This is a genomic window from Arsenicicoccus piscis (assembly GCF_022568835.1).
Classification (GTDB): domain Bacteria; phylum Actinomycetota; class Actinomycetes; order Actinomycetales; family Dermatophilaceae; genus Arsenicicoccus; species Arsenicicoccus piscis.
In genome coordinates, this window is the sequence record NZ_JAKZHV010000001.1 from 546,473 (window position 1) to 572,691 (window position 26,219).

The 26,219-nt window shown below is 71.4% G+C and carries 24 protein-coding genes and 1 pseudogene; 16 read left to right on the top strand and 9 right to left on the bottom strand.

Annotated elements, in window-relative coordinates; all coding sequences use genetic code 11:
- Positions 1–20 precede the first annotated feature (20 nt).
- The 4 genes from MM440_RS02565 to MM440_RS02580 all read left to right on the top strand — a co-directional run bounded on the left by MM440_RS02565 (position 21) and on the right by MM440_RS02580 (position 3,410).
- Positions 21–701: a hypothetical protein gene (locus tag MM440_RS02565; protein ID WP_241441615.1), complete on the top strand. Its 681-nt coding sequence runs from the start codon at positions 21–23 to the stop codon at positions 699–701.
- Between the two features lie 310 nt (positions 702–1,011).
- A complete protein-coding gene (locus MM440_RS02570) occupies positions 1,012–1,680 on the top strand; it encodes a copper chaperone PCu(A)C (RefSeq protein ID WP_241441616.1) in 669 nt (222 codons plus the stop codon).
- Positions 1,680–2,996, top strand: a complete 1,317-nt coding sequence (locus tag MM440_RS02575) for a Dyp-type peroxidase (protein WP_241441617.1) — start codon at positions 1,680–1,682, stop codon at positions 2,994–2,996. The genes MM440_RS02570 and MM440_RS02575 overlap by 1 nt, the downstream gene beginning before the upstream one ends.
- A gap of 42 nt (positions 2,997–3,038) precedes the next feature.
- Positions 3,039–3,410 (top strand): hypothetical protein, encoded by a 372-nt coding sequence (locus tag MM440_RS02580; protein WP_241441618.1) that lies wholly within the window; start codon positions 3,039–3,041, stop codon positions 3,408–3,410.
- Between the two features lie 47 nt (positions 3,411–3,457).
- Here the strand turns inward: MM440_RS02580 and MM440_RS02585 are convergent, their stop codons facing one another.
- Positions 3,458–4,000, bottom strand: coding sequence for a methylated-DNA--[protein]-cysteine S-methyltransferase (locus tag MM440_RS02585; protein ID WP_241441619.1), 543 nt, complete (start codon positions 3,998–4,000; stop codon positions 3,458–3,460).
- 141 nt (positions 4,001–4,141) lie between these two features.
- On the opposite strand from MM440_RS02585, the gene MM440_RS02590 reads away from it, so the two are divergent.
- The 3 genes from MM440_RS02590 to hppD all read left to right on the top strand — a co-directional run bounded on the left by MM440_RS02590 (position 4,142) and on the right by hppD (position 6,595).
- Positions 4,142–4,618, top strand: a complete 477-nt coding sequence (locus MM440_RS02590) for a hemerythrin domain-containing protein (protein ID WP_241441620.1) — start codon at positions 4,142–4,144, stop codon at positions 4,616–4,618.
- Between the two features lie 38 nt (positions 4,619–4,656).
- Positions 4,657–5,205 (top strand): pyridoxamine 5'-phosphate oxidase family protein, encoded by a 549-nt coding sequence (locus tag MM440_RS02595; RefSeq protein ID WP_241441621.1) that lies wholly within the window; start codon positions 4,657–4,659, stop codon positions 5,203–5,205.
- A gap of 127 nt (positions 5,206–5,332) precedes the next feature.
- Positions 5,333–6,595 (top strand): 4-hydroxyphenylpyruvate dioxygenase, encoded by a 1,263-nt coding sequence (gene hppD / locus MM440_RS02600; protein ID WP_241441622.1) that lies wholly within the window; start codon positions 5,333–5,335, stop codon positions 6,593–6,595.
- 584 nt (positions 6,596–7,179) lie between these two features.
- Here hppD and argF read toward each other — a convergent pair.
- From argF to MM440_RS16875, 3 genes and pseudogenes are all read right to left on the bottom strand, one after another.
- On the bottom strand, positions 7,180–8,190 hold the full coding sequence (argF, locus tag MM440_RS02605; protein ID WP_241441623.1) for an ornithine carbamoyltransferase: 1,011 nt from the start codon (positions 8,188–8,190) through the stop codon (positions 7,180–7,182).
- Positions 8,187–9,011, bottom strand: a complete 825-nt coding sequence (locus MM440_RS02610; RefSeq protein ID WP_277626183.1) for an arginine deiminase — start codon at positions 9,009–9,011, stop codon at positions 8,187–8,189. The genes argF and MM440_RS02610 overlap by 4 nt, the downstream gene beginning before the upstream one ends.
- Before the next feature lie 94 nt (positions 9,012–9,105).
- Positions 9,106–9,441, bottom strand: a pseudogene (locus MM440_RS16875) (arginine deiminase family protein); the annotation flags it as partial.
- Positions 9,442–9,531: 90 nt separating this feature from the next.
- Between MM440_RS16875 and MM440_RS02615 the strand changes: the two are divergent.
- Both MM440_RS02615 and MM440_RS02620 read left to right on the top strand, forming a co-directional pair.
- A complete protein-coding gene (locus MM440_RS02615; protein WP_241441624.1) occupies positions 9,532–10,359 on the top strand; it encodes a CPBP family intramembrane glutamic endopeptidase in 828 nt (275 codons plus the stop codon).
- Positions 10,350–11,264 carry a DMT family transporter gene (locus tag MM440_RS02620; protein ID WP_241441625.1) on the top strand — a complete coding sequence of 305 codons (915 nt, stop codon included), beginning with the start codon at positions 10,350–10,352 and terminating at the stop codon, positions 11,262–11,264. The genes MM440_RS02615 and MM440_RS02620 overlap by 10 nt, the downstream gene beginning before the upstream one ends.
- A gap of 33 nt (positions 11,265–11,297) precedes the next feature.
- On the opposite strand, the gene MM440_RS02625 is transcribed toward MM440_RS02620, so the two are convergent.
- The gene (locus MM440_RS02625) at positions 11,298–12,611 is read right to left on the bottom strand and encodes a glucose-6-phosphate dehydrogenase (protein ID WP_241441743.1); all 1,314 of its coding nucleotides are present in this window, start codon (positions 12,609–12,611) and stop codon (positions 11,298–11,300) included.
- 165 nt (positions 12,612–12,776) lie between these two features.
- On the opposite strand from MM440_RS02625, the gene MM440_RS02630 reads away from it, so the two are divergent.
- A complete protein-coding gene (locus tag MM440_RS02630; RefSeq protein ID WP_338155595.1) occupies positions 12,777–14,033 on the top strand; it encodes a GMC family oxidoreductase N-terminal domain-containing protein in 1,257 nt (418 codons plus the stop codon).
- Positions 14,030–14,335: a GMC oxidoreductase gene (locus MM440_RS17215; protein WP_338155596.1), complete on the top strand. Its 306-nt coding sequence runs from the start codon at positions 14,030–14,032 to the stop codon at positions 14,333–14,335. The genes MM440_RS02630 and MM440_RS17215 overlap by 4 nt, the downstream gene beginning before the upstream one ends.
- 70 nt (positions 14,336–14,405) lie before the next feature.
- On the opposite strand, the gene MM440_RS02635 is transcribed toward MM440_RS17215, so the two are convergent.
- The 3 genes from MM440_RS02635 to MM440_RS02645 form a co-directional block, all read right to left on the bottom strand.
- On the bottom strand, positions 14,406–15,380 hold the full coding sequence (locus MM440_RS02635; protein ID WP_338155597.1) for a DUF2382 domain-containing protein: 975 nt from the start codon (positions 15,378–15,380) through the stop codon (positions 14,406–14,408).
- 148 nt (positions 15,381–15,528) lie between these two features.
- Positions 15,529–17,874 carry a 6-phosphofructokinase gene (locus tag MM440_RS02640; RefSeq protein ID WP_241441626.1) on the bottom strand — a complete coding sequence of 782 codons (2,346 nt, stop codon included), beginning with the start codon at positions 17,872–17,874 and terminating at the stop codon, positions 15,529–15,531.
- 45 nt (positions 17,875–17,919) lie between these two features.
- Positions 17,920–19,422 (bottom strand): DHA2 family efflux MFS transporter permease subunit, encoded by a 1,503-nt coding sequence (locus tag MM440_RS02645; protein WP_241441745.1) that lies wholly within the window; start codon positions 19,420–19,422, stop codon positions 17,920–17,922.
- Between the two features lie 67 nt (positions 19,423–19,489).
- Between MM440_RS02645 and argS the strand changes: the two genes are divergently transcribed.
- Together argS and MM440_RS02655 are read left to right on the top strand one after the other, a co-directional pair.
- On the top strand, positions 19,490–21,223 hold the full coding sequence (gene argS, locus MM440_RS02650; protein ID WP_241441627.1) for an arginine--tRNA ligase: 1,734 nt from the start codon (positions 19,490–19,492) through the stop codon (positions 21,221–21,223).
- Positions 21,224–21,417: 194 nt separating this feature from the next.
- On the top strand, positions 21,418–22,896 hold the full coding sequence (locus MM440_RS02655; protein ID WP_241441628.1) for an NAD(P)/FAD-dependent oxidoreductase: 1,479 nt from the start codon (positions 21,418–21,420) through the stop codon (positions 22,894–22,896).
- Positions 22,897–22,955: 59 nt separating this feature from the next.
- Here the strand turns inward: MM440_RS02655 and MM440_RS02660 are convergent, their stop codons facing one another.
- Complete coding sequence (locus MM440_RS02660; protein ID WP_241441629.1) at positions 22,956–23,816, bottom strand: SMP-30/gluconolactonase/LRE family protein; 861 nt, start codon at positions 23,814–23,816, stop codon at positions 22,956–22,958.
- 46 nt (positions 23,817–23,862) lie between these two features.
- On the opposite strand from MM440_RS02660, the gene MM440_RS02665 reads away from it, so the two are divergent.
- The 3 genes from MM440_RS02665 to MM440_RS02675 are packed head-to-tail and all read left to right on the top strand — an operon-like array spanning position 23,863 to position 26,218.
- A complete protein-coding gene (locus MM440_RS02665) occupies positions 23,863–24,486 on the top strand; it encodes a nucleoside/nucleotide kinase family protein (RefSeq protein WP_241441630.1) in 624 nt (207 codons plus the stop codon).
- Positions 24,483–25,721: a multidrug effflux MFS transporter gene (locus MM440_RS02670; protein WP_241441631.1), complete on the top strand. Its 1,239-nt coding sequence runs from the start codon at positions 24,483–24,485 to the stop codon at positions 25,719–25,721. Before MM440_RS02665 ends, MM440_RS02670 begins: the two co-directional genes overlap by 4 nt.
- Positions 25,721–26,218, top strand: coding sequence for a GNAT family N-acetyltransferase (locus MM440_RS02675; RefSeq protein ID WP_241441632.1), 498 nt, complete (start codon positions 25,721–25,723; stop codon positions 26,216–26,218). The genes MM440_RS02670 and MM440_RS02675 overlap by 1 nt, the downstream gene beginning before the upstream one ends.
- The last annotated feature ends 1 nt before the right edge of the window (position 26,219 follow it).

Consider the following 26,219-nt stretch of genomic DNA (forward strand, 5'->3'; position numbering starts at 1 on the left):
GGCCTCTCGTAGATGGCCGCGTGCTGACTCCCGACCGCGGCCTGCCGCGCCTGCTGCGAGCGCTTGCGCTCGCCGTGGTGCTGCTCGGTCTCGCAGGGGCAGCCCACGTCCTCGGCGGTGGCGCGCTCCCCCACCCCGGCGTGCTTGCCGGCGTCGTCGGGCTCGTCGTAGCCGCCGCCCTCGTCATCACTCCGCGCCGCCTCAGCACCCGCCGACTGCTCGCGGTGCTCGGTGCCGGTGAGCTCGCGCTGCACCACACCTTCGCCCTTCTCGCGGCGAACACCCTTGCACCCGTAGAACATTCGCTCGCCCCTGGTGGTGCGCTCGCCGGTGTCGTGGGCGCTGGGCATCACGGGCACGGGCATGCCGTGGTGGGGACTGTTGCCGGCTCGGTCGGTTCGGCGGGTTCGCTGGGTGCGATGGATGACATGGGCCACGCGACCGGCGCTGCCGGGTTGCTCATGCTGACCGCCCACGTCGTCGCGACCGTCGTCACCGCCGTCGTGCTCGCCCGGGGCGAAGCCGCCCTCTGGCTCCTCGCCGCCTGGCTCCTGCCCGTGCTGGTGCTCGTCCGCCAGCTCTGGGCGCTCCCCGTGCTCCTCGCTCGCCCGGCGTATCGGACGGCCACCTACCGACCCTTGTGGACCGCCACCGTCGCACCCCGGCGCGGGCCGCCGACGCTGGTCCCCTCGCTCGGCTGACCTGACCCTCGGGGTTCGGCGCCGGGGTGCTGCCGCCTCCCTGACCGGTAGACCGTCACGCCGCCCTGGCTCGCTCGGGTCGGGGCACTGACGCCTCCCGGGGCGACCCTGGCCGACTCGGTTCGGGCGCGCACGCCGGGCCCACCGACTGCGCATGCCGTGCTCCGAAGCCGGCTGCCACACCGCCAGGCTGCCCGAGCTCGGGCCCTCCGATGGCGCTCCAGCAGCACCGACCCGATGCCCTGGCCCTGTGGCCCACCACCAGCTCTCTCGACCTCGCGCATCTCGCGCACCCGTGAAAGGGGACCTCATGCTTCGCACCACCCACCGCACCATCAGCCCGACCAGCCAGATCCGCACCTCCAGCTCCAGCGGGACCACCAGGCACATCCGCACCATCTTGGTAGCCCTCGCAGCAGCCACCGCCCTCGGCGCGTGCGGTCAAGGCGGCGTCGGCACAACCGGCGCCACCTCCCCCGAGATCGCAGGCGCGGCAGCGACCGCGTCGACCCCCACCAGCACCGACTCAGCCAGCTCCACCTCAGGCCTGGTGATCAGCAACGCCTGGGTCAAGGCCACGACGGGCACCATGACCGGGATGTTCGGCACGCTGACGAACACGACCGACCACCCCGTCACGGTCGTCAAGGCCACCAGCCCGGGTGCCGACATGGTCCAGCTGCACATCACCGTCAAGGACGCCGGCGGCGCCATGGTGATGAAGCAGACCCACGACGGGTTCACGGTGCCGGCCAAGGGCAGCGTCGAGCTCAAGCCGGGCGGCAACCACGTCATGCTCATGGAGCTGCGCCAGCCGGTGCTCTCGGGCACGTCGACCGAGGTCACGCTGACCACGGACTCCGGTGCGACACTGCGGATCTCGGCGCCAGGGCGAGAGTTCTCTGGCGCCAAGGAGACGTACGCCCCCGGCACCGAGGGCTCCACCGGGGCCAGCCCGGCGCCCACGTCGGGGCACTGATGGCTGTCGGATCAGCCTCGGACGCGCCCGGTTCGCGCTCCCCGGGACCACGCCGCCGGGACCTGCTCGCCGGGGGCGTGGGCGCCCTCGGCGGGCTGGGCCTGGGCGGGCTCGCCGGGCACCAGGCGGCCCACGCGGAGGGCTCCCCTGCGAGGCCAGCCAGCTCCGGAGCGACTGGCGCGACCGGCACCGGCACGTCGGCGACCGCTGACGCCACGACCGGCCCCGGCGCCCTGGGCCGGGCGAGGCGACCGTTCTACGGCACGCACCAGGGCGGGGTCTTCGATCGGCCACAGGCACACGGCGTGTGGCTCGGTCTCGACCTCGTGGAGGAAGCGGACGCGAGCACCCTCCGGCGGCTCTTCACGATCTGGACCGACGACGCGGCGGCGCTGATGTCCGGGCGAGGCCCGCTCGCCGACACCGAGCCCGAGATGGCCGCTGTCACGGCGGGACTCACGATCACGTTTGGTGTGGGACCAGGCGTGTTCGACCTCACCGGGATCACCGCTGACCGCCCCGGGTGGTTGCGTCCGCTGCCGGCATTCCCGAGCATCGACCAGCTCGAGGAGCGTTGGCGTGGCACGGATCTTGTCGTCCAGATCTGCGCGGACTCGCCGCTCACCGTGGCGCACGCCCAGTGGGTGCTGCTCAAGGACGCTCGCTCGCTGGCGCGGATCGTCTGGTGCCAGAAGGGATTCCGCGAGGCCGTCGGCACCGAGGTGCCGGGTCGCTCGATGCGCAACCTCTTCGGGCAGGTGGACGGCACGGTGAATCCTGCTGCAGGACAGGATGATCCGGTCGTCTGGATGTGTGCCTCCGCACCCGACTGGCTGCGGGGCGGGACGTCGATGGTGCTACGCCGGATCGCCATGAACCTGTCCACCTGGGAGCAGGCCGACTCGGTCAGCCGGGAGCTCGCCCTCGGGCGCACCCAAGCCACCGGGGCGCCCCTGACCGGCCAGGTCGAGCACGACGTCCCCGACCTGCAGGCCACCGACGCCATCGGCCTGCCGGTGATCGACACGTTCTCCCACGTGCGCCGCTCGATGCCGCACGAGCACGGCGGCGTCGACCGGTTCCTGCGGCGGCCGTACACCTACGACGAGGGTCCCAGCGCCCACGCCCTGTCCGACGCCGGCCTGCTGTTCGTCGCGTTCCAGGCCGATCTGGAGCGGCAGTTCCTGCCGGTGCAGCGTCGGCTGGCCGAGGCGGACCGGCTCAACGCCTGGACGACGCCGGTGGGGTCCGCGGTCTACGCCATCCCGCGCGGGGTCCGTGAGGGCGAGGTCCTCGCCGAGGGTCTGTGGCGGTGACTTGAGGGGGTGAGCGGACGCGATTTGGGGTATGACTCTGGGATGCAGACTGACAACAGTGGCTACGGAAGCAACATCGAGCTCAACTCGGCTGCGGTCGACGAGATGAGCGAGCGGGACCTGGACGCGTACGTGTCGGCTCTGGTGGCCACCGCGCGCCAGGCGAGGGGCAAGGACCACGTCGAGGTCACGAAGATCCTCCAGGACGAGCTCGACGCCGCCGGCGTGAGCGAGAACGACGTCGTCACCCGCAACCTCGCCGAGACGATCATGCGCTCCGACGGCGACATCTCCATCACGGTGGACAGCGGCGAGGTGCTCTACGGGCCCGGCGCGGCGAAGCCCGCTCGCCACGAGCCGAACGTCCACGGCGACGACGACCCCGAGCACCCGGACCGCCCGGCGCTCACCTGAGTCGTCCTGGCCAGAGGCGGCAGCCCACCGGGCCGGGGCAACAGCGGTTAGAACAAGCGCGTCGCCGTCACCTCGGCCGGCTCCTCCAGAGCCAGCAGCGCGCGCTTGCGGTCGAGGCCACCGGCGTAGCCCGTCAGCGACCCGTCGCTGCCGAGCACCCGGTGGCACGGCACGATCACGCTGATCGGGTTGTGCCCGACAGACTGACCCACGGCCTGGGCGAGCCCCCGACCGCCGACCTGCTCGGCCAAGGCGCCGTAGGTCGTGGTGGCGCCGTACGGGATGGCGCACAGCAGCGCCCACACCCGCTGGGCGAAGGCGTCGCCACGTGGAGCGAGCGGCAGGTCGAACGCGCGTCGCTCCCCGGCGAAGTACTCGGCGAGCTGCTCGGCCGCGAGCCCGAGCACAGGGTCCGCGCCAGGGTCTACCCGAGGTCCGAAGGTCCACGCCTCGTGAAGGTAGCGCTGCCCGTCGAAGTAGGCGCCCACGAGCGCGGCCTCGCGCGCCACCAGCACCACGTCGCCGAGCGGGCTCGTCACACGCGTGTGCCGAGCCGTGGTGGGTCGAGCCTCGGTGTGCGTCTGGGTCATGTGCGTCTGTCCTGGGTCAGGGTGTCATGGCGTAGACGCGTGCGGCGGCCTGAGCGTGAGGTCTCGCCATGCGATGTCCGTCAAATAGACACCTCGCTCCGTTAAATTGACACCCTGCACCGCACATCGCATCGTGGAGCCATGTGCTCCTACTGCGGGTGCCGCAACCTCACCCTGATCGGTCGCTACTCCGACGAGCACGACGAGTGCGTCAACCGTCTCGGTGACGCCCGCCGCGCGGTGGAGTCCGGCGACCAGGAAGCCATCCGCGCGGCCATGGTGCACCTCGACGAGCTGCTGCGACCGCACACCCACTCCGAGGAGCGCGGCCTGTTTGCGGTGCTGCGCGAGGACGACGACTTCACCGACCACGTCGACAGCCTCTGCTCCGAGCACCGGGACCTCGACGAGATGCTCGAGACGATCCGCGACGGCGACCCGTCCGGCTTCGACGCCTTCGAACGCCGCCTGCGCGTGCATATCGAGCGCGAGGAGAACGGCCTGTTCCCAGCCGCGGCGGTCAGCCTCGACGGCGAGCAGTGGGAGCGGATCGTGGCGCTCGACGCGGCCGGCGGAGCATACTCGAACGTGCACGACCACCCGGGTCACAGCCACTGACCCCAGCGACCACCCGGGGGCGACCTGAGGAGCCACCGATGCGCGAGACGCCCGAGGACCTCACCCGGCTGCAGGAGCTGCTGGACGCGTCGCACGCACGCTCCACCGGGCACCTGCGCAGCATCATCAACGACGAACGTCGGCTCACCGCAACGGATCTCGCGGCCCTCCTCACCGGCATGAAGGTCCTCTCGGTCGCCACCGTCACGCGCGCCGGCGCGCCGCGGATCAGCGCGCTGGACGGGCACTTCCTGCACGGCACCTGGATCTTCTCGACATCGGGCGACTCCGCCAAGGCGCGGCACCTCGAGGCGCGACCGGCGGTCAGCGTCGCCCACGTGGACGGCGAGGAGATGGCCGTCTTCGCACACGGGGACGCCGAGCTGCTGGGACCCGGCACAGCGGTCTACGAGGAGACGGTGGCGCACCTCATCGCCCACTACGACAGCGACCCGCGGGGCTGGGGGCCCGACATCCGGATCTACCGGCTGGTGCCGAGCTGGATGGTCGGGTACGCGTTCGAGCGTGAGCGGCTGCTGCGTGAGCGGGTCGCGACGCCGTCACCGGGTGATGAGCAGTCTGTCTGACGATTAGTCCTGTGACTGGACATAGTGTCCAGCCCCGGGCTGTCGTGCAGCGGGATCAGGCGGCAGTGTGATCGATCTCTTGACGGCCGGTAGACATCGCCGCGACCCCGCCTCCACCCTGGCGAGCATGACCCACTCGACGCTGAACCCCGCGACCGACGACGCCACCGCGACCCAGCCGGCCGACGGCAGCCACCTGGAGCTGACCCAGGCCGAGCGCCGCGCCGAGCTGGACCTGCAGCAGCTCAAGCAGCTGGTGGGGCTGGTGGACTACGACATCGACAAGGACCCGTTCCCCGTGACCGGGTGGGACGCGATCGTGTTCGTGGTGGGCAACGCCACGCAGACCGCGCACTACTACCAGTCCGCGTGGGGCATGACGCTCGAGGCGTACAGCGGCCCGGAGCACGGCAACCGCGACCACAAGGCGTTCGTGCTGCGCTCGGGGTCGATCCGGTTCGTCGTCAAGGGTGCCGTCGACCCCGACAGCCCGCTGGTCGCACACCAGGCCAAGCACGGTGACGGCGTCGTCGACATCGCGCTCGAGGTCCCCGACGTGGACCGCTGCGTCGCCCAGGCCCAGAAGGCCGGCGCCACCATCCTCGAGGAGGCGCACGACGTCACCGACGAGCACGGCACCGTCCGGGTCGCCGCGATCGCGACCTACGGCGAGACCCGGCACACGCTCGTCGACCGCTCGCGCTACACCGGGCCGTACCTGCCGGGCTACGTCGCCAAGAACTCCACCCTCGTGCGTCGCCCCGACGCCCCGAAGCGCCTCTTCCAGGCGCTCGACCACATCGTCGGCAACGTCGAGCTCGGCAAGATGGACGAGTGGGTCGGGTTCTACAACAAGGTCATGGGCTTCGTGAACATGGCCGAGTTCGTCGGCGACGACATCGCCACCGACTACTCCGCGCTGATGTCGAAGGTCGTCGCCAACGGCAACCACCGGGTCAAGTTCCCGCTCAACGAGCCGGCCATCGCCAAGAAGCGCTCGCAGATCGACGAGTACCTCGACTTCTACCGCGGCCCCGGCGCCCAGCACCTCGCCCTCGCCACCGGTGACATCCTGCGCACGGTGGACGAGCTGCGCGCCAACGGCATCGAGTTCCTCGACACCCCCGACTCGTACTACGAGGACCCCGAGCTGCGTGAGCGCATCGGTGAGGTCCGCGTCCCGATCGAGGAGCTGCAGTCGCGCGGCATCCTGGTCGACCGCGACGAGGACGGCTACCTGCTGCAGATCTTCACCAAGCCCCTCGGCGACCGCCCGACCGTGTTCTTCGAGCTCATCGAGCGGCACGGCTCGCTCGGCTTCGGCAAGGGCAACTTCAAGGCCCTGTTCGTAGCCCTCGAGCGCGAGCAGGACATCCGCGGCAACCTGTAGACCGGGTCCCGTCGGGTCGGTTGGTCGGGCTGGCTGGCCGCTCGGTTTGCTGGCCGCTCGGAGGCTTGGCTAGTCGGCGGGCCGGCCGAGCGCATGGGCTGGCTGGTCGTCTGTGCGCACGTTGCGGTGATCTGCGCAGGCTCCCGTGAGGTGCGCAGGGTCGGGAGGGCGGCGTCTCACGGTTTCCTGCGCGTCTCACCGGTTTGCGCTCGCATTCGCGCTCGGATCGGGCCGCTCGACGTGGACGGTGGGGCCGCGGCGGTTGAGAGGCCCCGCGCATATCGCCACACCCCCACCACGGCAGCCACGACCGAGCGCCGGCCACCCGAGACGCCGCACCCGTACCCTTCGGACTGATTCGTGGCCCAAACCAGACGATTTGCACGTTCTACACGGCGTGAATCAGTCCGAAGCGCACGCCCACCGGCCTCGCGCGAGCCGAGCGGGGCGTGGGGCCCGACCCGAAGGGCCGTGGCGGGCCTGGCGGGAGGCGCGAGCTGGCGAGCGCCGGATGGTAGGCCCGTAGGGCCGGGCCCCACGACCGCCGACGAGCCCAACCACACGAGCCCAACCAGCGCGACGGCCTACGAGCTCGACGACCCCAGAGTGGCCACCATGACAGCGCGGATGGTGTGCATGCGGTTCTCGGCCTGGTCGAAGACGATCGACGCCGGGGACTCGAAGACCTCGTCGGTGACCTCGATGCCGCCGTCGATGCCGAAGAGGCGGTAGACCTCCTCGCCCACCTGGGTCTCGCGGTCGTGGAAGGCCGGGAGGCAGTGCATGAACTTCACGTCGGGGTTGCCGGTGCGGGCCATCAGGTCGGCGTTGACCTGGTAGTCGCGCAGCAGGTCGATGCGCTCCTCCCAGATCTCCTTGGGCTCACCCATCGACACCCAGACGTCGGTGTGCACGAAGTCGACGCCGCGGACGCCCTCGGAGATGTCGTCGGTGACGAGGATCCGGGCGCCGGTGCGGCTGGCGAGATCCCTTGCGGCGGAGAGGATCTCGGGGGAGGTCTGCTGCTTGGGCGGGGCGACCATGCGCACGTCCATGCCCATCAGGGCGCCGGCGGCGAGCAGCGAGTTGCCGACGTTGTTGCGGGCGTCGCCGAGGAAGGCGTAGGAGATCTCGGAGAGCGGCTTGTCCGAGTGCTCGCGCATGGTGACCAGGTCGCAGAGGGACTGGGTGGGGTGCCAGTCGTCGGTGAGGCCGTTCCAGACCGGGACGCCGGAGAACTCGGCGAGACGGTCGGCGGAGCTCTGGGCGGCGCCGCGGTACTGCAGGCCGTCGAACATCCGGCCGAGGACGCGAGCGGTGTCCTTGACCGACTCCTTGTGGCCGATCTGCGAGCCGAGCGGGTCCAGATAGGTCACTTGGGCGCCCTCGAGGTGGGCCGCGACCTCGAACGAGCAGCGGGTGCGGGTGGAGGTCTTCTCGAAGATCAGCGCGATGTTCTTGTCGACGAGGTGCTTGGACTGGAAACCCGAGCGACGGGCGGCCTTCAGCTCGTCGGCGAGGTCCATCAGCCCGAGCCACTCCTCGGGGGTGAAGTCGAGCTCCTTGATGAAGCTGCGACCGCGCAGGTCGATCACGTCAGGTCCTCTCGCTCGATGGGGCAGCTCATGCAGCGGGGACCACCGCGGCCCCGACCGAGCTCGCTTCCCTTGATCGTCAGCACCTCCACGCCGTTGGCGCGCAGGTGCTCGTTGCTCACGACGTTGCGCTCGTAGGCCACGACCACACCGGGGCGGACGGCGAGAACGTTGCACCCGTCGTCCCACTGCTCGCGCTCGGCGGCGGCGAGGTCCTGGTCGGCGGTCAGCGTGCGAATCTCCTTGATGCCCAACGCTGCTCCGATGGCGCGGTGCATGTGCTCGGGGGCATGGTCCTCGACGTGGACGGATCCGTCGTCGCGCGGGCGCAGGGTCCAGCTCGGCAGCATCCCGAGGCCGGCGAACTTGGTGAAGGTCTCCTGGTCGACCATCGACATCACCGTGTCGAGGTGCATGAACTCGCGCGCCTTCGGCAGGGCGAGCGCCACGACCGTGTCCGCGGAGCCGGTGGTGAACAGCTGCTGGGCCAGGTGCTCCACGGCCTGCGGGGTGGTGCGCTCGGAGAGCCCGACGAGCACGGCGCCGCCGCCGAGGATGTGGACGTCGCCACCCTCCATGGTCGACAGGCCGGCGACCGCACCGCGGCCCTCGTCGAAGCGGCGAGCGCCCGTCGCCTGGGCCCCGAGCACCGGGTGCCACTGGTAGATCGCGTCGTAGTGCAGCGACTCGCGCTTGCGGGCGGTCATCATCATCGCGTTGACCGACACCCCGTCGTAGACCCAGCACGAGGTGTCCCGCGTGAACAGGTGGTTGGGCAGCGGCGGCAGCACGAACTCGCGCGCGCCCATCGCGTGCAGCAAGCGAGCCCGGGTCCTTCGGCAGCAGCCCGAGCATCTCGTCCTTGGTGAGCCCGCCGATGAGCACCCCGGAGAGGGCCTGCTCGTCGAGCGTCGACAGCAGCGCCATCATCGGTTCGATCGCCTGCGGCCCGAAGATCTTGTCGTCGAGCAGCGAGTCGAGCAGGAAGTCGCGGGCCGCCGGCACCTCGAGCGTCTCGGTCAGCAGGTCGCGCAGGTAGAGCACCTCGACGCCCTCGCCGCGAAGCACGTCCGCGAACCCGTCGTGCTCGCGCTGCGCCTCCTCGATCCAGGGCAGGTCGTCGAAGAGCAGGCCCTCCTTGTTGTTGGGCGTGAGCCGGGAGATCTCCTGGTCCGGCCGGTGCAGCACGACACGGCGCAGCGCGCCGACCTCCGAGCCCACGTGGACCCGTGCAGTCGCGGTCATGGTCATCTCCTCCAGGTGCTGAGCGCGGCGGTCACCGCTGATCCTGCCGGACCGGGCGACCGTCGCCCAGCGTCGTCCACCCTAGACTTGGCCACCATGCGAAGCGAGCGGCGCACGACCATCGTCGAGGTGCTGCTCCTGCTGGGGGTCAGCCTCGGCGCCTCCGCGCTGTGGTCGATCCTGCGGATCATCGAGCGCACGACCCGCAACGTCGCCCTCAACCAGCAGTCCTCGCAGCTCAACACCTCGGTCACCCCCGACCGGCCGTGGCTAGACCTCGCCTACCAGCTCGTCGGGATCGGGCTCGGCGTGGTCCCCGCCCTCCTCGCGCTCTACCTGCTGCGGGTGCGTCCGGGGACGGCTGCGCCGGCTCCGGTAGAACCCTCGCTCGGTCTCGCTCGCCGCGCCCCTTTGCGCGACGGCGCCGATCGCCGCGCACCCGTGCGCGACGGCGCCGACCGGCGCGCACCCGCGCGCGCCCTGCTCCACGGCCTCGGCCTGGCCGCGCTGATCGGCCTGCCCGGCCTGCTGCTCTACGTCGTGGGCCGCCAGCTCGGCATCACCACCGAGGTGCAGGCGGCCAACCTGTCCGGCGCGTGGTGGACCGTCCCCGTGCTCGTGCTCTCGGCCGTGCAGAACGCCGTCCTGGAGGAGGTCGTGGTCGTGGGCTACCTGCTGACCCGGCTGCGCCAGATCGGCCTGCACCCGTGGGTGGCGATCGCGATCTCCGCGGTGCTGCGTGGGACCTATCACCTCTACCAGGGGTTCGGCCCGTTCCTCGGCAACGCCGTCATGGGCGTCGTCTTCGGGTGGTACTTCACCCGGACCAAGCGGGTGCTGCCGCTGATCGTGGCGCACACCGTGCTCGACGTGGTCGCCTTCGTCGGCTATACGCTCGCGAAGGGGCACCTGTCGTGGCTGTGAACCCGCTGCTGCGCCCGGGGCTGCTGGCCACGATCACGGCGGGGGTGCTCTGGGGCACCACGGGCACGACCCAGGCGCTCGCCCCAGCGGCCGCCGAGCCGCAGAGCGTGGGCGCGCTGCGCATGGTGCTCGGCACCGCGACCATGGCGGCCATCGTGCTGATCGGCGGCGAGAGCCGGGCGATCCCGCGCGAGCTCCCCGCGCTGCGTCGGTCGGCCGGCTGGCTGGTCCTCGGCGGCCTCGCGGTGGCGGCCTACCAGCTGTGCTTCTTCGTCGCGGTCGCCCGCACAGGTGTCGCCGTGGGGACGATGGTCGCGCTCGGCTCGGCCCCCGTGCTGACCGGCCTCTTCGGCTGGGCCCTCGGCGAGCGTCCCACCCGCTCGTGGATCGTCGCAACCGCGGTGGCCATCGTGGGCATCGTCCTGATCGTCCTCGGCTCCGGGCGCGGCGCCAGCGTCGACGTCGGCGGGGTGCTGCTCGCGCTGGGCGCGGCGGCGGGCTACGCGCTCTACACCGTGCTCGGCCGCAGGCTGCTCGTGGCGGGCGTCCACGGCCAGCTGATGATGACCCTGTTCTTCGCGGTCGCGACCGTGGTGCTGCTCCCCCGGCTCGTCGGTGCGGACCTCGGCTGGCTGGTCTCCCCGCGCGGCGCGATCTCGATGCTGTGGCTCGGCGTCGCGGCGACGGGCGTGGCCTACCTGCTCTTCCAGCGCGGCCTCGCGCACCTGCCCGCCGGCCTGGCGAGCACGTTGTCGCTGGCGGAGCCGTTCACCGCGACCCTGCTGGGCGTGCTGCTGCTGCACGAGCACCTGGGTCTGCTCTCCGCGGTCGGGGTCCTGGTGGTGCTGGTCGGCCTGGTGCTGGCCGGCGCGGGCGCGCGGCACGACGACCCGCCCCCGGGCTGAGCACACCAGGCTGAGCAGAGCCGACCGGACGGGCTACGCCCAGCCCTGCGGACCCGACGAGCCCGCGACGTAGTCCTCGAGCGGCACCTCGCCCGCGTCCCACGCCTCGAGGACCGCCGACATGATCCGCCAGCACTCTTCGGCCATGTCACCGCGGACCGCGAGCAGCAGGTCGCCGTCGATGAGCCGGCCGAGGATCTCGCCGTAGGGGCGCATCTCGCTGCTGCTCAGCTGCGCGTAGAGGTCGACGGTCGAGAAGTCCAGCGCCGCCTCGCTGCCGCTGCAGGCCATGGTGAGCGTGATGGTCTCGGGGTGCATGCCGAGCACCAGCCGGTCGGGGACGGGCTCGTTGCCGAAGCCCTCCGGCACATGCGCCACCGGCCGGAAGTCGATCCGCGCCTCCCGGCGCCCGCCCGCGATCGCCTTGCCGCTGCGCAGCACGATGGGCACGCCCTTCCAGCGGCCGTTGCGCACCTCGACGATGACCTCGGCCAGCGTCTCGGTGCCACGGCTCGGGTCCACCCCGGGCTCGTCGACGTAGGCCGGGATCTCGCGGTCCCCGATCCGCCCCGCCGTGTAGCGCGCCCGCCGCGATGCCACGCTCGGGTCGTCCTCCCACAGGTGGATCGCCCGCAGCGCGTGCGTGAGCAGGTCGCGCAGCTCGACCGAGTCGATCCGGGCCGGCTCCTCCATCGTGAGCAGCGCGGCCACGAGCAGCAGGTGGCTCTGCAGCATGTCCTCGAGGGCCCCGGCCTTGTCGTAGTAGCCCGCCCGACCCTCGAGCGCCAGCTCCTCGTCGTAGACCACCTCGATCCGCTCGACGTCGACGGCGTTCCAGACCCGCGACAGCACCCGGTTGCCGAAGCGCAGCCCGAGGATGTTGAGCACCGTCGCGATGCCGAGGAAGTGGTCGACCCGGAAGACCCGCTCCTCGGGCAGGATCTGGGCAAGCAGCGCGTTGAAGCGCTGCGCCGACGCGAGGTCGGCGCCGAACGGCTTCTCGATCGCCACGCGCAGGTCCTCGGGCCGCTCGACCTGGGCCAGCGCCTCGGTCGCCCGCTCGCTGATGGCCGGCGGCAGGGCGAGGTAGAGCACGACCGGGTCACCGGCGGGCAGCGACGCCAGCAGGTCGCCGAGCGCCGCCGGGTCCGTGACGTCGACTGACGCGTAGCGGGTGTGCTCGAGCTGCCGGGCCACCACCTCCTCGGGTGCACCGCCCTCGCTCAGGCCGTCGCGCACGATGGCGCGCCAGTCGTCCTCGGGGATGGTGCGCCCGGCCGCGCCGACCAGCTCGATCTCCAGCTCGGGGCGACGGCGCAGCAACGTCCCGAGACCGGGCAGCAGCAGTCAGCGGGTCAGATCGCCCGACGCACCGAGGATCACGAGCGTCACGGGCTGCGCAGAGGTGGGCGCCATGACGCCATCCTCCCCCGCATCGGCGGCGCTCGCTCGTCCGGCGGTACCTCGGGGATCGACCTACCGGTCAGTAGCTTTCCGGGCTAGCATCCGGGCATGTCGCAGCGCAGCGACCACGACGTGCTCATCCTGGCCGGGGCGGGCGTCGGAGGTGGTTCGCTCAACTACGCGAACACGCTCTACGAGCCGGCGCACGACACGTTCTACCGGGACCCGCAGTGGGGTGCCATCACGGACTGGGAGGCCGAGCTCGCCCCCTTCTACGACCAGGCCCGGCGGATGCTCGGTGTCGTCACGAACCCCACCCTCACCGCGTCCGACGAGGTCATCCGCGAGGTCGGCGAGCGGCTCGGCGTGGGGGCCACGTTCCGGCTCACGCCGGTCGGGGTGTTCTACGGGCGCGACGGGGCGAAGGAGCCGGGTCGTGCCTGCCCGGACCCCTACTTCGGGGGCGCCGGGCCCGAGCGCCGAGGCTGCCTCGAGTGCGGCGAGTGCATGACCGGCTGCCGGCACGGCGCCAAGAACACACTGGTCAAGAACTACCTGCACCTCGCCGAGCGGCTGGGCGTCCAGATCCACCCCCTGACCACCGTAGACCGGGTGGTCCCGCGACTGGACGGCACCGGCTACGAGGTCCATACCTCGCGCACGGGCGCGGGACCGGTCGGCCGCCGACGCAGCCACCGGGTCTACCGCGCCGACGACGTGGTGATCGCGGCGGGCACCTGGGGCACCCAGCACCTGCTGCACCGCGCGAAGGCCGAGGGGACGCTGCCGGAGCTGTCCGACCGGCTGGGGGTGCTGACCCGCACCAACAGCGAGGCGCTCGGCGGCGCGGTCACCCGCGGTCCGGCGGACTACACGCGCGGGGTCGCGATCACGTCCTCCGTGCACCTCGACGAGCACACCCACCTCGAACCCTGCAGGTACGGCAAGGGATTCAACGCGATGGGGATCTTCACGACCGTCCTGGTCGACGGCGGCACCGGTCGACCGCGCTGGCTCGAGTGGCTGCGCTCCGCGGCCCGGAACCCGCGCGACCTGATCGCGCTGGTGCGGCACTACCACGAGGGGTCCGAGCGCAGCATGATCGGCCTGGTCATGCAGGACGTGGACAACTCGATCACCGTGTCGCCGCAGCGGCGCCGCTCCGGACGGGTGCGCCGGGCCCTCGGCGGGGGGGGTGCGGCTCACCTCGCGGCAGGGCCACGGGGCGCCGAACCCGACGTGGATCCCGTTGGCCAACAAGGCTTATCGACAGATGGCCGCCGTCATGGGCGGCTTCCCGGTGAGCACCGTGGGCGAGGTCGTCGACATCCCGATGACGGCCCACTTCATGGGGTGGCTGCGTGATCGGTGACAGCCCCGAGACGGGGGTGGTGGACCCCTACCACCGGGTCCACGGGCACCCCGGCCTGCACGTCGTCGACGGCTCGACCATCTCGGCCAACCTCGGCGTGAACCCGTCGCTCACCATCACCGCGCAGGCGGAGCGGGCGATGTCGATGTGGCCCAATGCCGGTGACCCCGACCCGCGTCCGACCCCGGGCAGCGGCTACCAGCCGGTGGAGCCGGTCGCGCCCCGGCGGGCGGCCGTTCCCGCGCACGCGCCGGCCGCGCTGCGGCTCGAGGCGCCGGCGAGTCCCCACCCCTGACACCAGCCGGACGCAACGAGGGCCACCGCCGCACCGGGGTGCGGGGTGGCCCTCGAAGGATCGCGGTCGATCAGCCGACGTGGCCGTCGTTGTCGCGGTCGAGCTTGTCCTTGATGCGGTCGACCAGGCCCGGCTTGCCGTGGCGGTCACGGCCGTCGCGGTCCAGACCGTCGCGGTCGAAGCCCTCCTGGTTGTAGCCGGCGCGGTTGTAGCCCTCACCGTCGTAGTTGGTGTCGCGGTAGTCCTCGTCGGAGATCCGACGACCCGTGCCACGCTCGACGTCGCCGCTCTGGTCCACGTCGATGTGCTCGGAGCGCACCTGCTCGGTGACCTGCTTCTCGTCGGTGACGGTCTCCTTCTGGAGGCCGACCCGCTCGACCGGCACGGCCTTCTTCTCGACGACGACCTCCTCCTCGTGCAGGATCACCTCGGTGGAGTCCTCGCCGAGCTTCGCGTCGCCGAGGTCGACACCACGGTCGCCCTCCGCGATGGGCTCGCGCACGACGCGGACCTCCTCGCGCTGCACCGGCACGGTGACGGTCTTCTCCTCGGTGGTGACGTACTTGCGCAGACGCACGCGGCCGGCCTCACGCTCGCGCGTGCCGACGTTCAGCTGCTCCTCGTGGCGCACGACGCCCTCAGTGTCCGTGTCGGCGGCGCGGCGGCGGTCGGCGTCGACGTCACCGTCGGCGTCGCGGGTGCGGTCCCGGTCACCGTCGGTCCAGCCGGCGTCGTAGTCCTGGCCGTAGTAACGGAAGAGCTCGCGCTCCTCCTCCTCGGAGATGTGGCCGTCGTCGCCGAAGTGCGGCGCGTCCTTGACCTTGTCCTTGCTGAAGGGGACGCGGATCTGGTCGCCGTCGAACGACGCGTTCTCGAGCGGGATGAAAGAGCTCTTGTTGCCGAACAGACCGGTGTTGACCGTCACCCACGAGGGCTTGTTGGTCTGGTCGTCGAAGTAGATGTCGCCGACGTTGCCGATCTTGTCACCGGACTCATCGGTCACGACGCCGTTCAGGTACTGCTCCACGTTGTCCTGCGTGATCATGCTCAAGCCTCTTCCGTTGTCACGAATTCGGGTGTGTCAGGCACCCCAGGGGGGGTCGGGCCGACAAGCACCACCATGCCCCAGATCACGATTCGGTAACCCCTTGTCGGCCGAAATTGTCGCGAGATGGACCACCTGGTGGGTGTGATCACTCTGCGTCACCCCGATTCACTGCATGGCGCCTCGACTCCCCTCGGGTCACCTCGACCCGAGCCTGCGCGTCGGGGCTCGACATGGCGGCGAGGACCGGCCGCAGCGCCAGCCACCACTGGTGCCGCGGCCGCCGGTGGACCAGGTCCGACTCCTCGCGCATGGATGCGATCGGCGACTGCGTGACCGTGCCCTCGACGAGCCCGACGTAGTGCGCCCCGCGCGCACCGGCCGCCAGCTCGCGGTCGAGCAGGTCGATGCCGTGCGCCGCGAGCCGGGTCGCGAGGATGCGGTCGAACGGCGAGGGGTCGCCGCCTTGCTGCAGGTGGCCGAGCACCGCCTCACGGACGTCGAAGCGGCCGCCGCTCTCCTGCGCGAAGAGCTGGGCGAGGAAGTGGGTCGAGTAGTTCTCGCTCACGCACTCGTTGCGCACCGCGAGCCACAGCTCGCGACCGTCGCCGAACGCGCGCGCCATGGTCGCCGCGTCCTCGGCGAGCTCCTGCAGGCTGAGCCCGTCCTCGTGCAAGTAGACCCGCTCCGCACCGCCGGCGATCCCGCCCATCAGCGCGAGGAAGCCGCAGTGCCGCCCCATCGTCTCGACGACGAAGCAGCGCCGGGTGGCAGCGGCCGACTGCTTGATGCGGTCGATCGACTCGACGATCACGTTGAGGGCGGTGTCCGCGCCGATCGCGAGGTCCGAGCCGGGCAGGTTGTTGTCGATCGAGGCGGGGACGCAGAGCAGCGGGATGTCGAACGCCGGGTAGCGCTCGCGCTCGGACCACAGGGTCCAGGTGGCCTGATAGGCGTTCCACCCGCCGATGACCATGAGGGCGTCGATCTCGGCGCGCTCCAGCGAGCGCCCGATCGCGTAGAGCTGCTCCATCGGCGGGACGGTGCGCCGGATCCCCAGGTCGGCACCACCGGTGGCGGTCCACCCCTCGACGTCGCCCCAGGACAGCTCGCGCACGTGCCCGTCCCGCAGGCCGGGGAAGCCGCCGCGGATGCCGAGCATGGTGTGCCCGCGCTCGATGCCGAGCCGCACGGCGGCCCGGGCTGCGGTGTTCATGCCCGGGGCGAGCCCGCCGGCGTGCAGGATGCCGATGCGCCGGGCGGTGGCGTCGTGCCGCGGTTCGACGGTCGGCGGCTCCGAGAGGTCCCGGAAGACCCGGACCATCTCGGTGAAGGAGCCGCCGCGCAGCGCCATCGCCCCGGCGTAGTCACCCTCCTCGATCCGCTGCGGGACCTCGCGGGTGCGTTCCACGGCCTGCACCAGCGGCACCGCGACGACCCGGTCGCCACGCAGCCCGATGACCTTGCCCTCGGTGTCGGCAGTGGCCGACAGCACCTCGTGGGCGGCGGCGTAGCCGAGCCAGGTGGACGCCCAGCGGTCGTAGGCGCTCGGCCGACCACCGCGCTGGACGTGGCCCAGGATCGTGACGCGCGTGTCCTCGTGCAGCTGCTCCTCGATGATGGCGCGGACCATGTCGGCCGTGATGGGGCGGCCCTCGCGGTCCTGCGCCCCCTCGGCGACCGCGACGATCGAGTCCCGTCGCCCGGCCGCCCGGCCACGGCGCAGCTCGGCGCACATCCGGTCCTGCCAGCCGTCGGCCGGTGGGTTCTCCGGGATCAGCGCGTAGTCGCACCCGCCGGCGATCGCGCTCATCAGGGTGAGGTAGCCGCAGTGGCGCCCCATCACCTCGACGACGAAGCTGCGCTGGTGGCTCGCCGCCGTCGACGCGAGCGCGTCGATGGCCTCGACGATCCGGTGCAGCGCGCTGTCGGCGCCGATCGTCATGTCCGTCCCGACCAGGTCGTTGTCGATCGACCCGACCAGCCCCGCGATCATCAGCGCCGGGTGGGCGTCGGCCTGCTCGACGGTGATCCGGTCGCGCTCGACCAGCTCGGCGAGCAGCCCGGCCCACTCCTGACGGAACAGGTCGAGCCCCGACAGCGAGCCGTCGCCGCCGATGACGACGAGCCGGTCGATGCCCCGGTCCACGAGGTGAGCCGCAGCCTTCAGCCGGCCCTCGCGCTCGCGAAAGTCCTTGCTGCGGAAGGTCCCGATCATCGTGCCGCCACGGTGCAGGATGCGCGCCACGTCGTCCCAGTCAAGCCGCTTGATGAGGTCGCCGCCGTCGACCAGCCCCTGGTAGCCCTCGTAGACCGCGTGCACCTCGGCTCCCAGGTGGAGCGCGGTGCGCACGACCCCGCGGACGGCGGCGTTCATCCCTTGCGCGTCGCCGCCGCTGGTGAGCACCGCGAGACCCTTGCCGGCCCCCAGCGCGTCGTCCGTGAAGTCCCCGATGTCGATCAGCTCGCTGCCGGTGCCGGCTGTGGTCGCCATGGCTCCATCATGCCGAGGGGGTGCACCGGCGACCACCCCCGGGGTCTACCTCGGACCTGCTGCGCGGGCGTGGTGGGCGGGTCGCTCGAAGAGCAGGGCTGCCGCCAGCCCGACGAGCAGCACGGCCGCCGGCAGCCACATGGACTGGCCGAAGGCGGTCGAGAGCGGCTCACGGATCATGTCCGGGATGGGCCCACCGGTCGACATCCCCGACGTCGCGGTGCCACCGCCAGCCCCACTGGGCAGGTTGGCAGCGATCCGGGACTGCATGAAGACCGCGATCGCGGCGGACCCGAGGACCGAGCCGATCTGCCGGGTGGTGTTGTAGACCCCGGCACCCGCCCCGGCCCGCTGCGGCGGCAGGTTGGCCGTCGCGGACGTCGACAACGGGGACCAGACGAACGCGTTGGAGATGCCGAGGAGGGCTACCGGGATCTCGAACAGCCAGATCGAGGTGTCCGGCTTCATCAGCAGCCCGATGAGGAACAGCGAGACGGAGAAGAGGAGCAGGCCGAAGCCGGACAGCACGCGCGGGTGAATCTTGTTGACCAGGGTGCCGACCCAGCGCGCCAGGCCACCCGACAGCACGGCCATGGGGATCATCAGGCAGGCGGCGCGGGTCGGTGAGTAGCCTCGCACCACCTGCGCCCAGAGCATGAGCGGGAAGGCCATCGAGGTGATCGCGAAGCCGACCGTGGTGATCGCGACGTTGGCGACCGAGAAGTTGCGGTCGCGAAAGAGGCGCAGCGGGACGAGCGGCTCGCGCGGGTTGCGCGCCTGCCAGAGCACGAACAGGCCGAGGACGACGACGCCGAGGGCGATCAGCCGCCAGATCGTGAGTGGTCCGCTGATCGTGCCCCAGTCGTAGGAGCGCCCCTCCTCGATGCCGAACACGACGCAGAACAGGCCGACCGCCGAGAGCACGACACCGAGCCAGTCGAAGCTGTGGCCCTGCGTCGGCAGGGCGGGCACCAGGCGCATCGCCGCGACGAAGGCGATCAGGCCGACCGGCACGTTGATGATGAAGATCCACTCCCAGCCGAGGGTGTCGATCAGGGTGCCGCCGAGGATCGGGCCGACGAGGGTGGCCACGCCGGCGGTGGCGCCCCACAGGCCCATGGCCTTGCCGCGCTCCTGCGGCGGGAACAGGCGGGTGATCACGGCCATCGTCTGCGGGGTCATCAGCGCGGCGCCGAGGCCCTGCACGACGCGGGCGGCGATGAGCTGGTCGATGGAGTGCGCCAGTCCGCAGGCGAGCGAGGAGAGCGTGAAGATCGTCAGACCAGTGAGGTAGATCCGCTTGGGACCGAAGCGGTCGCCGAGCCGGCCGGTGATGAGCAGCGGCACCGCGTAGGCCAGCAGGTAGGCGCTGGTCACCCAGAGGACCTCGCCGAGGTCCGCGTCCAGGCCGGTCATCAGGGCGTCCGTCGCGACCGTGACGATCGTCGAGTCGACGAGGATCATGAAGAAGCCGATGACGAGGGCCCACAGGGCCGGCCACGGCTGGACCTCCACGGCGGCGCGGTGGCGCCCCGGAGGCCGTGACATCACGGGCGTGCGAGCGCTCGACATATCCGTTCTCTCTCTCGACGTGGGGCCCACTAGGCTTGGACCCATGCCTTCCCCGATCGAAGCCTTGACCCCGGCTGTCCAGTCCGCCCTCGTCGCCGCGTTCGGCGACGAGCTGCGCGGCGCCGACCCGGTGCTTCGACCGAGCCAGTTCGCCGACGTGCAGGTCAACGCCGCCATGGCGCTGGCCAAGAAGCTCGGGCGCAAGCCGCGCGACGTGGCCGAGGCGATCGTCGCACACCTGGACACCGACGGGCTCACGACGACCGCCGAGATCGCCGGCCCGGGTTTCATCAACATCACCTTCGCCGACGACTGGATCGCCGACCGGGCCACCGCCGCGCAGGCCGATCCGCGCCTCGGCGTCGCGCCCGTGGAGCCGCAGCGGGTCGCCCTCGACTACTCCTCGCCCAACGTCGCCAAGGAGATGCACGTCGGCCACCTGCGCACGACCGTGGTCGGCGACGCCCTCGCCCGGATCCTCGAGTTCGCCGGGCACACCGTCATCCGGCAGAACCACATCGGCGACTGGGGCACGCCGTTCGGCATGCTCGTCGAGCACCTGCTCGACGTGGGCGCCGACTCCCCGACGGCCCGCCTGCTCGAGACCGACCCCAACGCGTTCTACCAGGGAGCGCGCGAGAAGTTCGACGCCGACCCGACCTTCGCCGACCGGGCCCGCGCCCGCGTCGTGCTGCTGCAGGCCGGTGACCCCGAGACGCTCACCGTGTGGCGGACGCTGATCGACCTGTCGCTGCGCTACCTCAACCGGGTCTACCGCACGCTCGGGGTGACGCTGACCGACGCCGACCTCGCCGGCGAGTCGACCTACAACGACGACCTGCCCGTCGTGTGCCGCGAGCTCGAGGAGGCGGGCATCGCGACCGTGGACAACGGCGCCCTCGTCGTCTTCCTGCCGCAGTTCACCGGTCGCGACGACCAGCCGGTGCCGATGATCATCCGCAAGTCCGACGGTGGCTACGGCTACGCCACGACCGACCTCGCGATGATCCGCGACTGCGTCCGGCGGCTGCACGTGGACCGGATCCTCTACGTCGTCGGGGTGCCCCAGTCGCTGCACTTCGAGATGGTGTGGGCGACCGCACGGCGGGCCGGCTGGCTGCCCGACTCGACCGTCCCGACGCACGTCAAGATCGGCAACGTGCTCGGCGCGGACCGCAAGATCCTGCGCACCCGCTCGGGCGACTCGCTGCGGCTGATGGCGCTGCTCGACGAGGCCGTCGTCAAGGCGCGGGCCTACATCGACGCGGCCCGGCCCGACCTGCCCGAGGACACCCGGGCCGAGGTCGCCCACCAGGTCGGGATCGGCGCGGTGAAGTACGCCGACCTGTCCGTCGCGCACGACTCCGAGTACGTCTTCGACCTGGACCGGATGCTCGCCCTCACCGGCAACACCGGGCCCTACCTGCAGTACGCCACGGCGCGGATCCGGTCCATCTTCCGCGGCATCGGGCTCGACCCCGAGACCCAGACCGCACCGGTGCGCCTCGAGGCGCCGGCCGAACGCGAGCTGGCCCTGCGGCTGCTGGACTTCCCGAGCGTCGTCACGGCGGTGAGCACGTCGCTCGAGCCGCACCGGCTCAGCGCCTACCTGTTCGAGCTCGCGCAGGCCTTCTCCTCGTTCTACGAGGCCTGCCCGGTGCTCAAGGCCGAGGACGAGCCGACCCGGGCGTCGCGGCTGACCCTGTGCGCGCTCACGCTGCGCACCCTGGTGCAGGGCCTGGACCTGCTCGGGGTCGAGGCGCCGGAGCAGATGTAGCCCCCAGGGTATGAACGATCAAGCCGATATCACGTCAACGCCGATCGAACCATTGGCCGGGGCGACCAGGGAAGGTTAGCCTTGTCGATGAGTGTGACCCAGGGCACCGGGGTGCCTGCGGCTGCACGCCGGTTCCACCAGCCCGACGACGCCGTCGGTCCTTCCTCGTGAACGTGCCTCTCCAAGGAGTCTTCGTGGCCTCTGCCTCGCGCCCCCACGTCGTCATCATCGGTTCCGGCTTCGGCGGTCTGTTCTCCGCCCAGGCCCTCGCCGACGCCGACGTCGACATCACCATCGTCGGCAAGGTGACCTATCACCTGTTCCAGCCGCTGCTCTACCAGGTCGCGACCGGCATCCTGTCGCCCGGTGAGATCGCCCCCGCGACGCGCGAGGTGCTGAAGAGGCAGAAGAACGTCAAGGTCATCATGTCCGAGGCCACGGACATCAACCTCGCCGCCCAGACCGTCACCGCCGAGGCCCTCAGCCACGAGACGGTCCTGCACTACGACTACCTGATCATCGCGGCCGGCGCCGGCCAGTCCTACTTCGGCAACGACCACTTCTCGGTCTTCGCCCCGGGCATGAAGACCGTCGACGACGCCCTCGAGCTGCGCGCCCGCATCTTCGGCTCGTTCGAGGTCGCCGAGCTCACCTCGGACCCCGAGGAGCGCAAGCGGCTGCTCACCTTCGTGGTGGTCGGCGCGGGCCCGACCGGTGTCGAGATGGCCGGTCAGATCGCCGAGCTGTCCCGCACCACGCTGCGCAGCGAATTCCGCAACATCGACCCGACCCAGACGCGCGTCATCCTGCTCGACGGCGCCGACAAGGTCCTCGGCGCGTTCGGCGACAGGCTGTCGCGGTCGGCTCAGAAGACCCTCGAGGAGGCCGGGGTCGAGGTCAAGCTCGGCGCCCTGGTCACCGACCTCGACGGCAACAGCGTCACGGTGAAGTACAAGGACGGCCACACCGAGCGCATCGAGGCCGGCTGCAAGGTCTGGGCCGCCGGTGTGCAGGCCAGCCCGCTCGGCAAGCTGGTCGGCGACCAGTGCGGCGCCGAGGTCGGCCGCGATGGCCGCGTGGCGGTCAACCCCGACGTGACCCTCCCGGGCAACCCCAACGTCTTCGTCGTCGGCGACATGATGGCGCTCAACAAGCTGCCCGGTGTCGCCCAGGTCGCCATCCAGACCGGCCGCTACGCCGCCGCCAAGATCAAGGGCGAGCTGCCCGGCGGCACCCCCGTCACCGAGCCGTTCAAGTACCACGACAAGGGCTCGATGGCGGTCATCTCCCGCTTCGGCGCCATCATGAAGGCCGGCAAGATCGAGGCCACCGGCTTCCCGGCGTGGGTGGCCTGGCTGGGCCTGCACCTGCTCTACATCGTGGGCTTCAAGAACCGCGCGACGACGCTGCTGCACTGGCTGATCGCGTTCCTCGGCAACGGCCGCTCCGAGCGCACCACCACCCGTCAGCAGCTCATCGGCCGGCTCGCCGTCCGCCAGCTGGGCCCGGACTTCAAGCCGACCATCCAGGGCACCACCGAGCCGCACAAGATCGACCCGCGGCACGCCCCGAAGGACGCGGCCGTCGCTGCGGCCGCCGACAAGGAGCAGACGGCCGCCGCGGCCTCGGCCAAGGACGAGGCGGTCACGCCGACCGAGCCCCCGCAGGGCTGACGTCCGGCGACGGGTCGGCCCGCGGGCTGGCGACGTGCCGGCCCGCGAGGGCCGGCGCGTCAGCCCGCGAAGGGCAGCACCGGCAGACCACGGACCCCGAGACCGAGCGCGAACACCGCGCCGGCCTCGGGGTCTACGTCGTCCGGGAGGTTCTCGCGAGAGGTCGTGATGAACAGCGTCTGCAGGTCATCGCCCCCGAAGGTGCAGGCTGTGACGAGCCGCACCGGGAGGTCTACCTGCTCGAGGACGCGACCGTCGGTGCCGTAGCAGCGGACCTTGCCACCACCGTTGAGCGCCACCCAGATCCGACCGTCGGCGTCGACGGTGAGACCGTCCGGGCGGCCGTCGTCCTCGGGGACCTCGACGTGCCGGTGCCGGTTGGTGAGACCGCGCTCGCGCGAGTAGTCGAAGGCGTCGATGCGACCGGTCGGGGTGTCGATGTAGTAGGCGGTCGCGCCGTCGGGACTGAACGCGAACCCGTTGGAGATGGTCGCGTCGGTGATCACAGGCGTAGCGTGCTGCTCGCCCGGGTCCAGCCGGTAGACCGTGGCCGCACCCTCGGTGCGGTCGTAGGCCATCGTGCCGCAGTAGAACCGACCGTCGGGGTCGCATCCGCCCTCGTTGAAGCGGATCCCCTTGTCGCTGAACACTTCTGGCAGCGGCGTGAGGTCGGACAGGTCCTCCTCGGCGGCCAGCGCGAAGCCCCTTTCGAGGGCGACGATCGCGCCGCCGGACGTCCGAGGGCGGATGCAGGCGGTGACCGCGGAGCCGGTCGGGGTGCGCCGCACGGCGCCGTCGCCGAGCAGCGTCATCACGTCGCCGGCGAGCATGTCGACGAAGCGCAGCCCTCCCCAGCTCGGGCTCCAGCAGGGGCCTTCTCCGTGGTAGCAGACAGGGGCACTGACCTGGACGGCTCGCATGCGGTCCAGCCTAGCCGCGCCTGCCGGCCGGTCCTAGACTCGCCGGGTGCACCCACTCACCCTCGACCAGGCCGTGGCCCGGGCGCGCGATCTGCTCGCGACCGCGACCGGCCGGGTCGTCATCGGCATCACCGGCGCGCCCGGCTCGGGCAAGTCCACCCTGACCGAGGCGCTCGTGGCCGCCGTCCCCGGCGCCGTGGGGTTGGGGATGGACGGCTACCACCTCGCCCACTCCACGCTCGAGCGACTCGGTCGGGTGCCGCGCAAGGGCGCCGTCGACACCTTCGACGCGGCCGGTTACGTCGACCTGCTGCGCCGGATCCGTGCCGGCGAGCCGGGCACCATCTGGGCGCCGGAGTTCCGCCGCGAGATCGAGGACGCCATCGCCGGCGCCGTGGCGATCGAGCCGGACACCCCGCTGGTCGTCACCGAGGGCAACTACCTGCTCGTCGACACCCCGCCCTGGTCGGCCGTGCCCACCCTGTGCGACGAGGTCTGGTACGTCGACGTCCCCGAGGACGTCCGCCTGTCGCGCCTCGTCGCGCGGCACGAGTGGTTCGGCCGGTCGACGGCCGAGGCGATCGAGCGCTCCACCACCGGCAGCGACGGGGTCAACGCCCGCGTCGTCGAGGCCACCCGGCACCGGGCCGACGCGTTCGTCGTCACGTGACGGCGGTGCCCGGCGGGGGCGCGCTCGGCGGGGGCCCGCGCGACAGGGGTGCGCTCGGGCTGACCATCCTGCTCGCCGGCCTGTCGATGTTCGGGCCGTTCTCGATCGACACGGTGTTCCCGGCCTTCCCTGCCATGGGCGCCCAGCTCGGTGCCGACACCGCCGCGATGCAGCAGGTCACCAGCGTCTACCTGCTGGCGTTCGGCGCGATGAGCCTGTTCCACGGTCCGATCTCGGATGCCGTCGGACGCAAGCCGGTCATCGTCACCGGCATCACGGTCTACGTGCTGGCGTCGGTGGGCTGTGCGCTCTCGACCTCGCTGCCGATGCTGATCACCTTCCGCGCGCTGCAGGGGCTGAGCGCCGGTGGAGGCCAGATCGTCGCCCGTGCGGTGGTGCGCGACCGCTTCGAGGGGCCGCGCGCGCAGGCCGTCATGAGTCACATCGTGATGATCTTCGGCCTCGCGCCCGCCGTTGCGCCCATCGTCGGCGGCTGGATCCTCGCGTTCGGCCCGTGGCCGTGGATCTTCTGGTTCCTCGTGGCGTTCGGCGCGCTGATGACCGGGTGGGTGCTCGTCGCCCTCCCCGAGACGCACCCGCCGGCCGCTCGCACGGCGCTGCAGGTCCGGCCGTTGCTGTCCGGGCTGTGGGTCATCGCCAAAGACGCCGACTTCCAACGGACTACGGCAGCAATGACATTCGGCTTCGCCGGCCAGTTCCTCTACATCGCTGCGGCACCGATCCTGGTCGTCGAGCTGCTGCACCAAGGGCCGCAGGACTTCTGGAAGTTCTTCGTCCCGATGATCGGCGGCATGGTGATCGGCGCCTATCTCACGGGGCGGCTGGCCACGGCCATGCCGTCGTCGACCCTGGTCTCGCGCGGGTTCCTGATCGCCGCGTGCGCCGGCGTGCTCAACGCCACGGTGGGGCTGCTCGGCCTGGCCCCGATGCCCTGGGCGCTGATCGGTCCGACCGTGATCGCGTTCGGCATCGCGCTTGTCTTCCCGGTCATGCAGCTGCGGCTGCTCGACCTGTTCCCCGCCCGCCGGGGCGGCGCCGCGTCAGTCAGCTCGTTCGCCCAGCTGATGTTCAACGCGCTGCTCGCCGGCGCCATCGTGCCGTTCGTCTCCGGGTCGCTGCTCTCGCTCGCCGTCACCAGTCTCGGCTTCGTCCTGCTCGGCTGGGCGCTCTGGCGCTGGGAGCTCTCTCGCACGCCCCTGCCGGCGGAGTCGTGATGCCGGAGCTCGTCGAGCCGACCGTGGGCCTCCGTGGCGCCTGGCTGGAGGCGCACCTCGAGTGGGGTCCGGGCTACCACGAGGACGGTTTCGGCATCCGCGCGACCGACGACGTCGTCACCCCCGAGGGTTTCGGCTCCTTCGTGGCACGGCTGACCGCCCATGACCGCGGGCCCGGCGTCACGGTCTACCGCTGGATCGTCGACGGCGACCGGGTGCTCGGGGGCATCGTCCTGCGCCACGGTCACCCCCGCGAGGACGAGGTCGGCCACATCGGCTTCGGCCTACGGGCATCGGCACGCGGCCGCGGCGTCGCCACCTGGGCGCTCGGCGAGATGCTCTGTGTCGCACGGGATCTCGGCCTCAAGACCCTCCTCCTCATGTGCCTCGACGACAACGTCGCCTCCGCCCGCACGATCGAGCACCACGGCGGCGTCCTCGAGGGCGTCCGGACGACCGACCACGGCCCCGTCCGGCGCTACCGGATCAGCCTGTAGG

Bases quoted from the DNA above. Each gene is read 5' to 3' on its own strand.
- MM440_RS02580 (WP_241441618.1), top strand. From the start codon at position 3,039: ATGCAGACTGACAACAGTGGCTACGGAAGCAACATCGAGCTCAACTCG.
- MM440_RS02575 (WP_241441617.1), top strand. From the start codon at position 1,680: ATGGCTGTCGGATCAGCCTCGGACGCGCCCGGTTCGCGCTCCCCGGGA.
- MM440_RS02660 (WP_241441629.1), bottom strand. From the start codon at position 23,816: ATGCGAGCCGTCCAGGTCAGTGCCCCTGTCTGCTACCACGGAGAAGGC.
- hppD (WP_241441622.1), top strand. From the start codon at position 5,333: ATGACCCACTCGACGCTGAACCCCGCGACCGACGACGCCACCGCGACC.
- MM440_RS02615 (WP_241441624.1), top strand. From the start codon at position 9,532: ATGCGAAGCGAGCGGCGCACGACCATCGTCGAGGTGCTGCTCCTGCTG.
- argS (WP_241441627.1), top strand. From the start codon at position 19,490: ATGCCTTCCCCGATCGAAGCCTTGACCCCGGCTGTCCAGTCCGCCCTC.
- MM440_RS02585 (WP_241441619.1), bottom strand. From the start codon at position 4,000: ATGACCCAGACGCACACCGAGGCTCGACCCACCACGGCTCGGCACACG.
- MM440_RS02640 (WP_241441626.1), bottom strand. From the start codon at position 17,874: ATGGCGACCACAGCCGGCACCGGCAGCGAGCTGATCGACATCGGGGAC.
- MM440_RS02595 (WP_241441621.1), top strand. From the start codon at position 4,657: ATGCGCGAGACGCCCGAGGACCTCACCCGGCTGCAGGAGCTGCTGGAC.
- MM440_RS02570 (WP_241441616.1), top strand. From the start codon at position 1,012: ATGCTTCGCACCACCCACCGCACCATCAGCCCGACCAGCCAGATCCGC.
- MM440_RS02635 (WP_338155597.1), bottom strand. From the start codon at position 15,380: ATGATCACGCAGGACAACGTGGAGCAGTACCTGAACGGCGTCGTGACC.
- MM440_RS02675 (WP_241441632.1), top strand. From the start codon at position 25,721: ATGCCGGAGCTCGTCGAGCCGACCGTGGGCCTCCGTGGCGCCTGGCTG.
- MM440_RS02590 (WP_241441620.1), top strand. From the start codon at position 4,142: ATGTGCTCCTACTGCGGGTGCCGCAACCTCACCCTGATCGGTCGCTAC.
- MM440_RS02630 (WP_338155595.1), top strand. From the start codon at position 12,777: ATGTCGCAGCGCAGCGACCACGACGTGCTCATCCTGGCCGGGGCGGGC.
- MM440_RS02645 (WP_241441745.1), bottom strand. From the start codon at position 19,422: ATGTCACGGCCTCCGGGGCGCCACCGCGCCGCCGTGGAGGTCCAGCCG.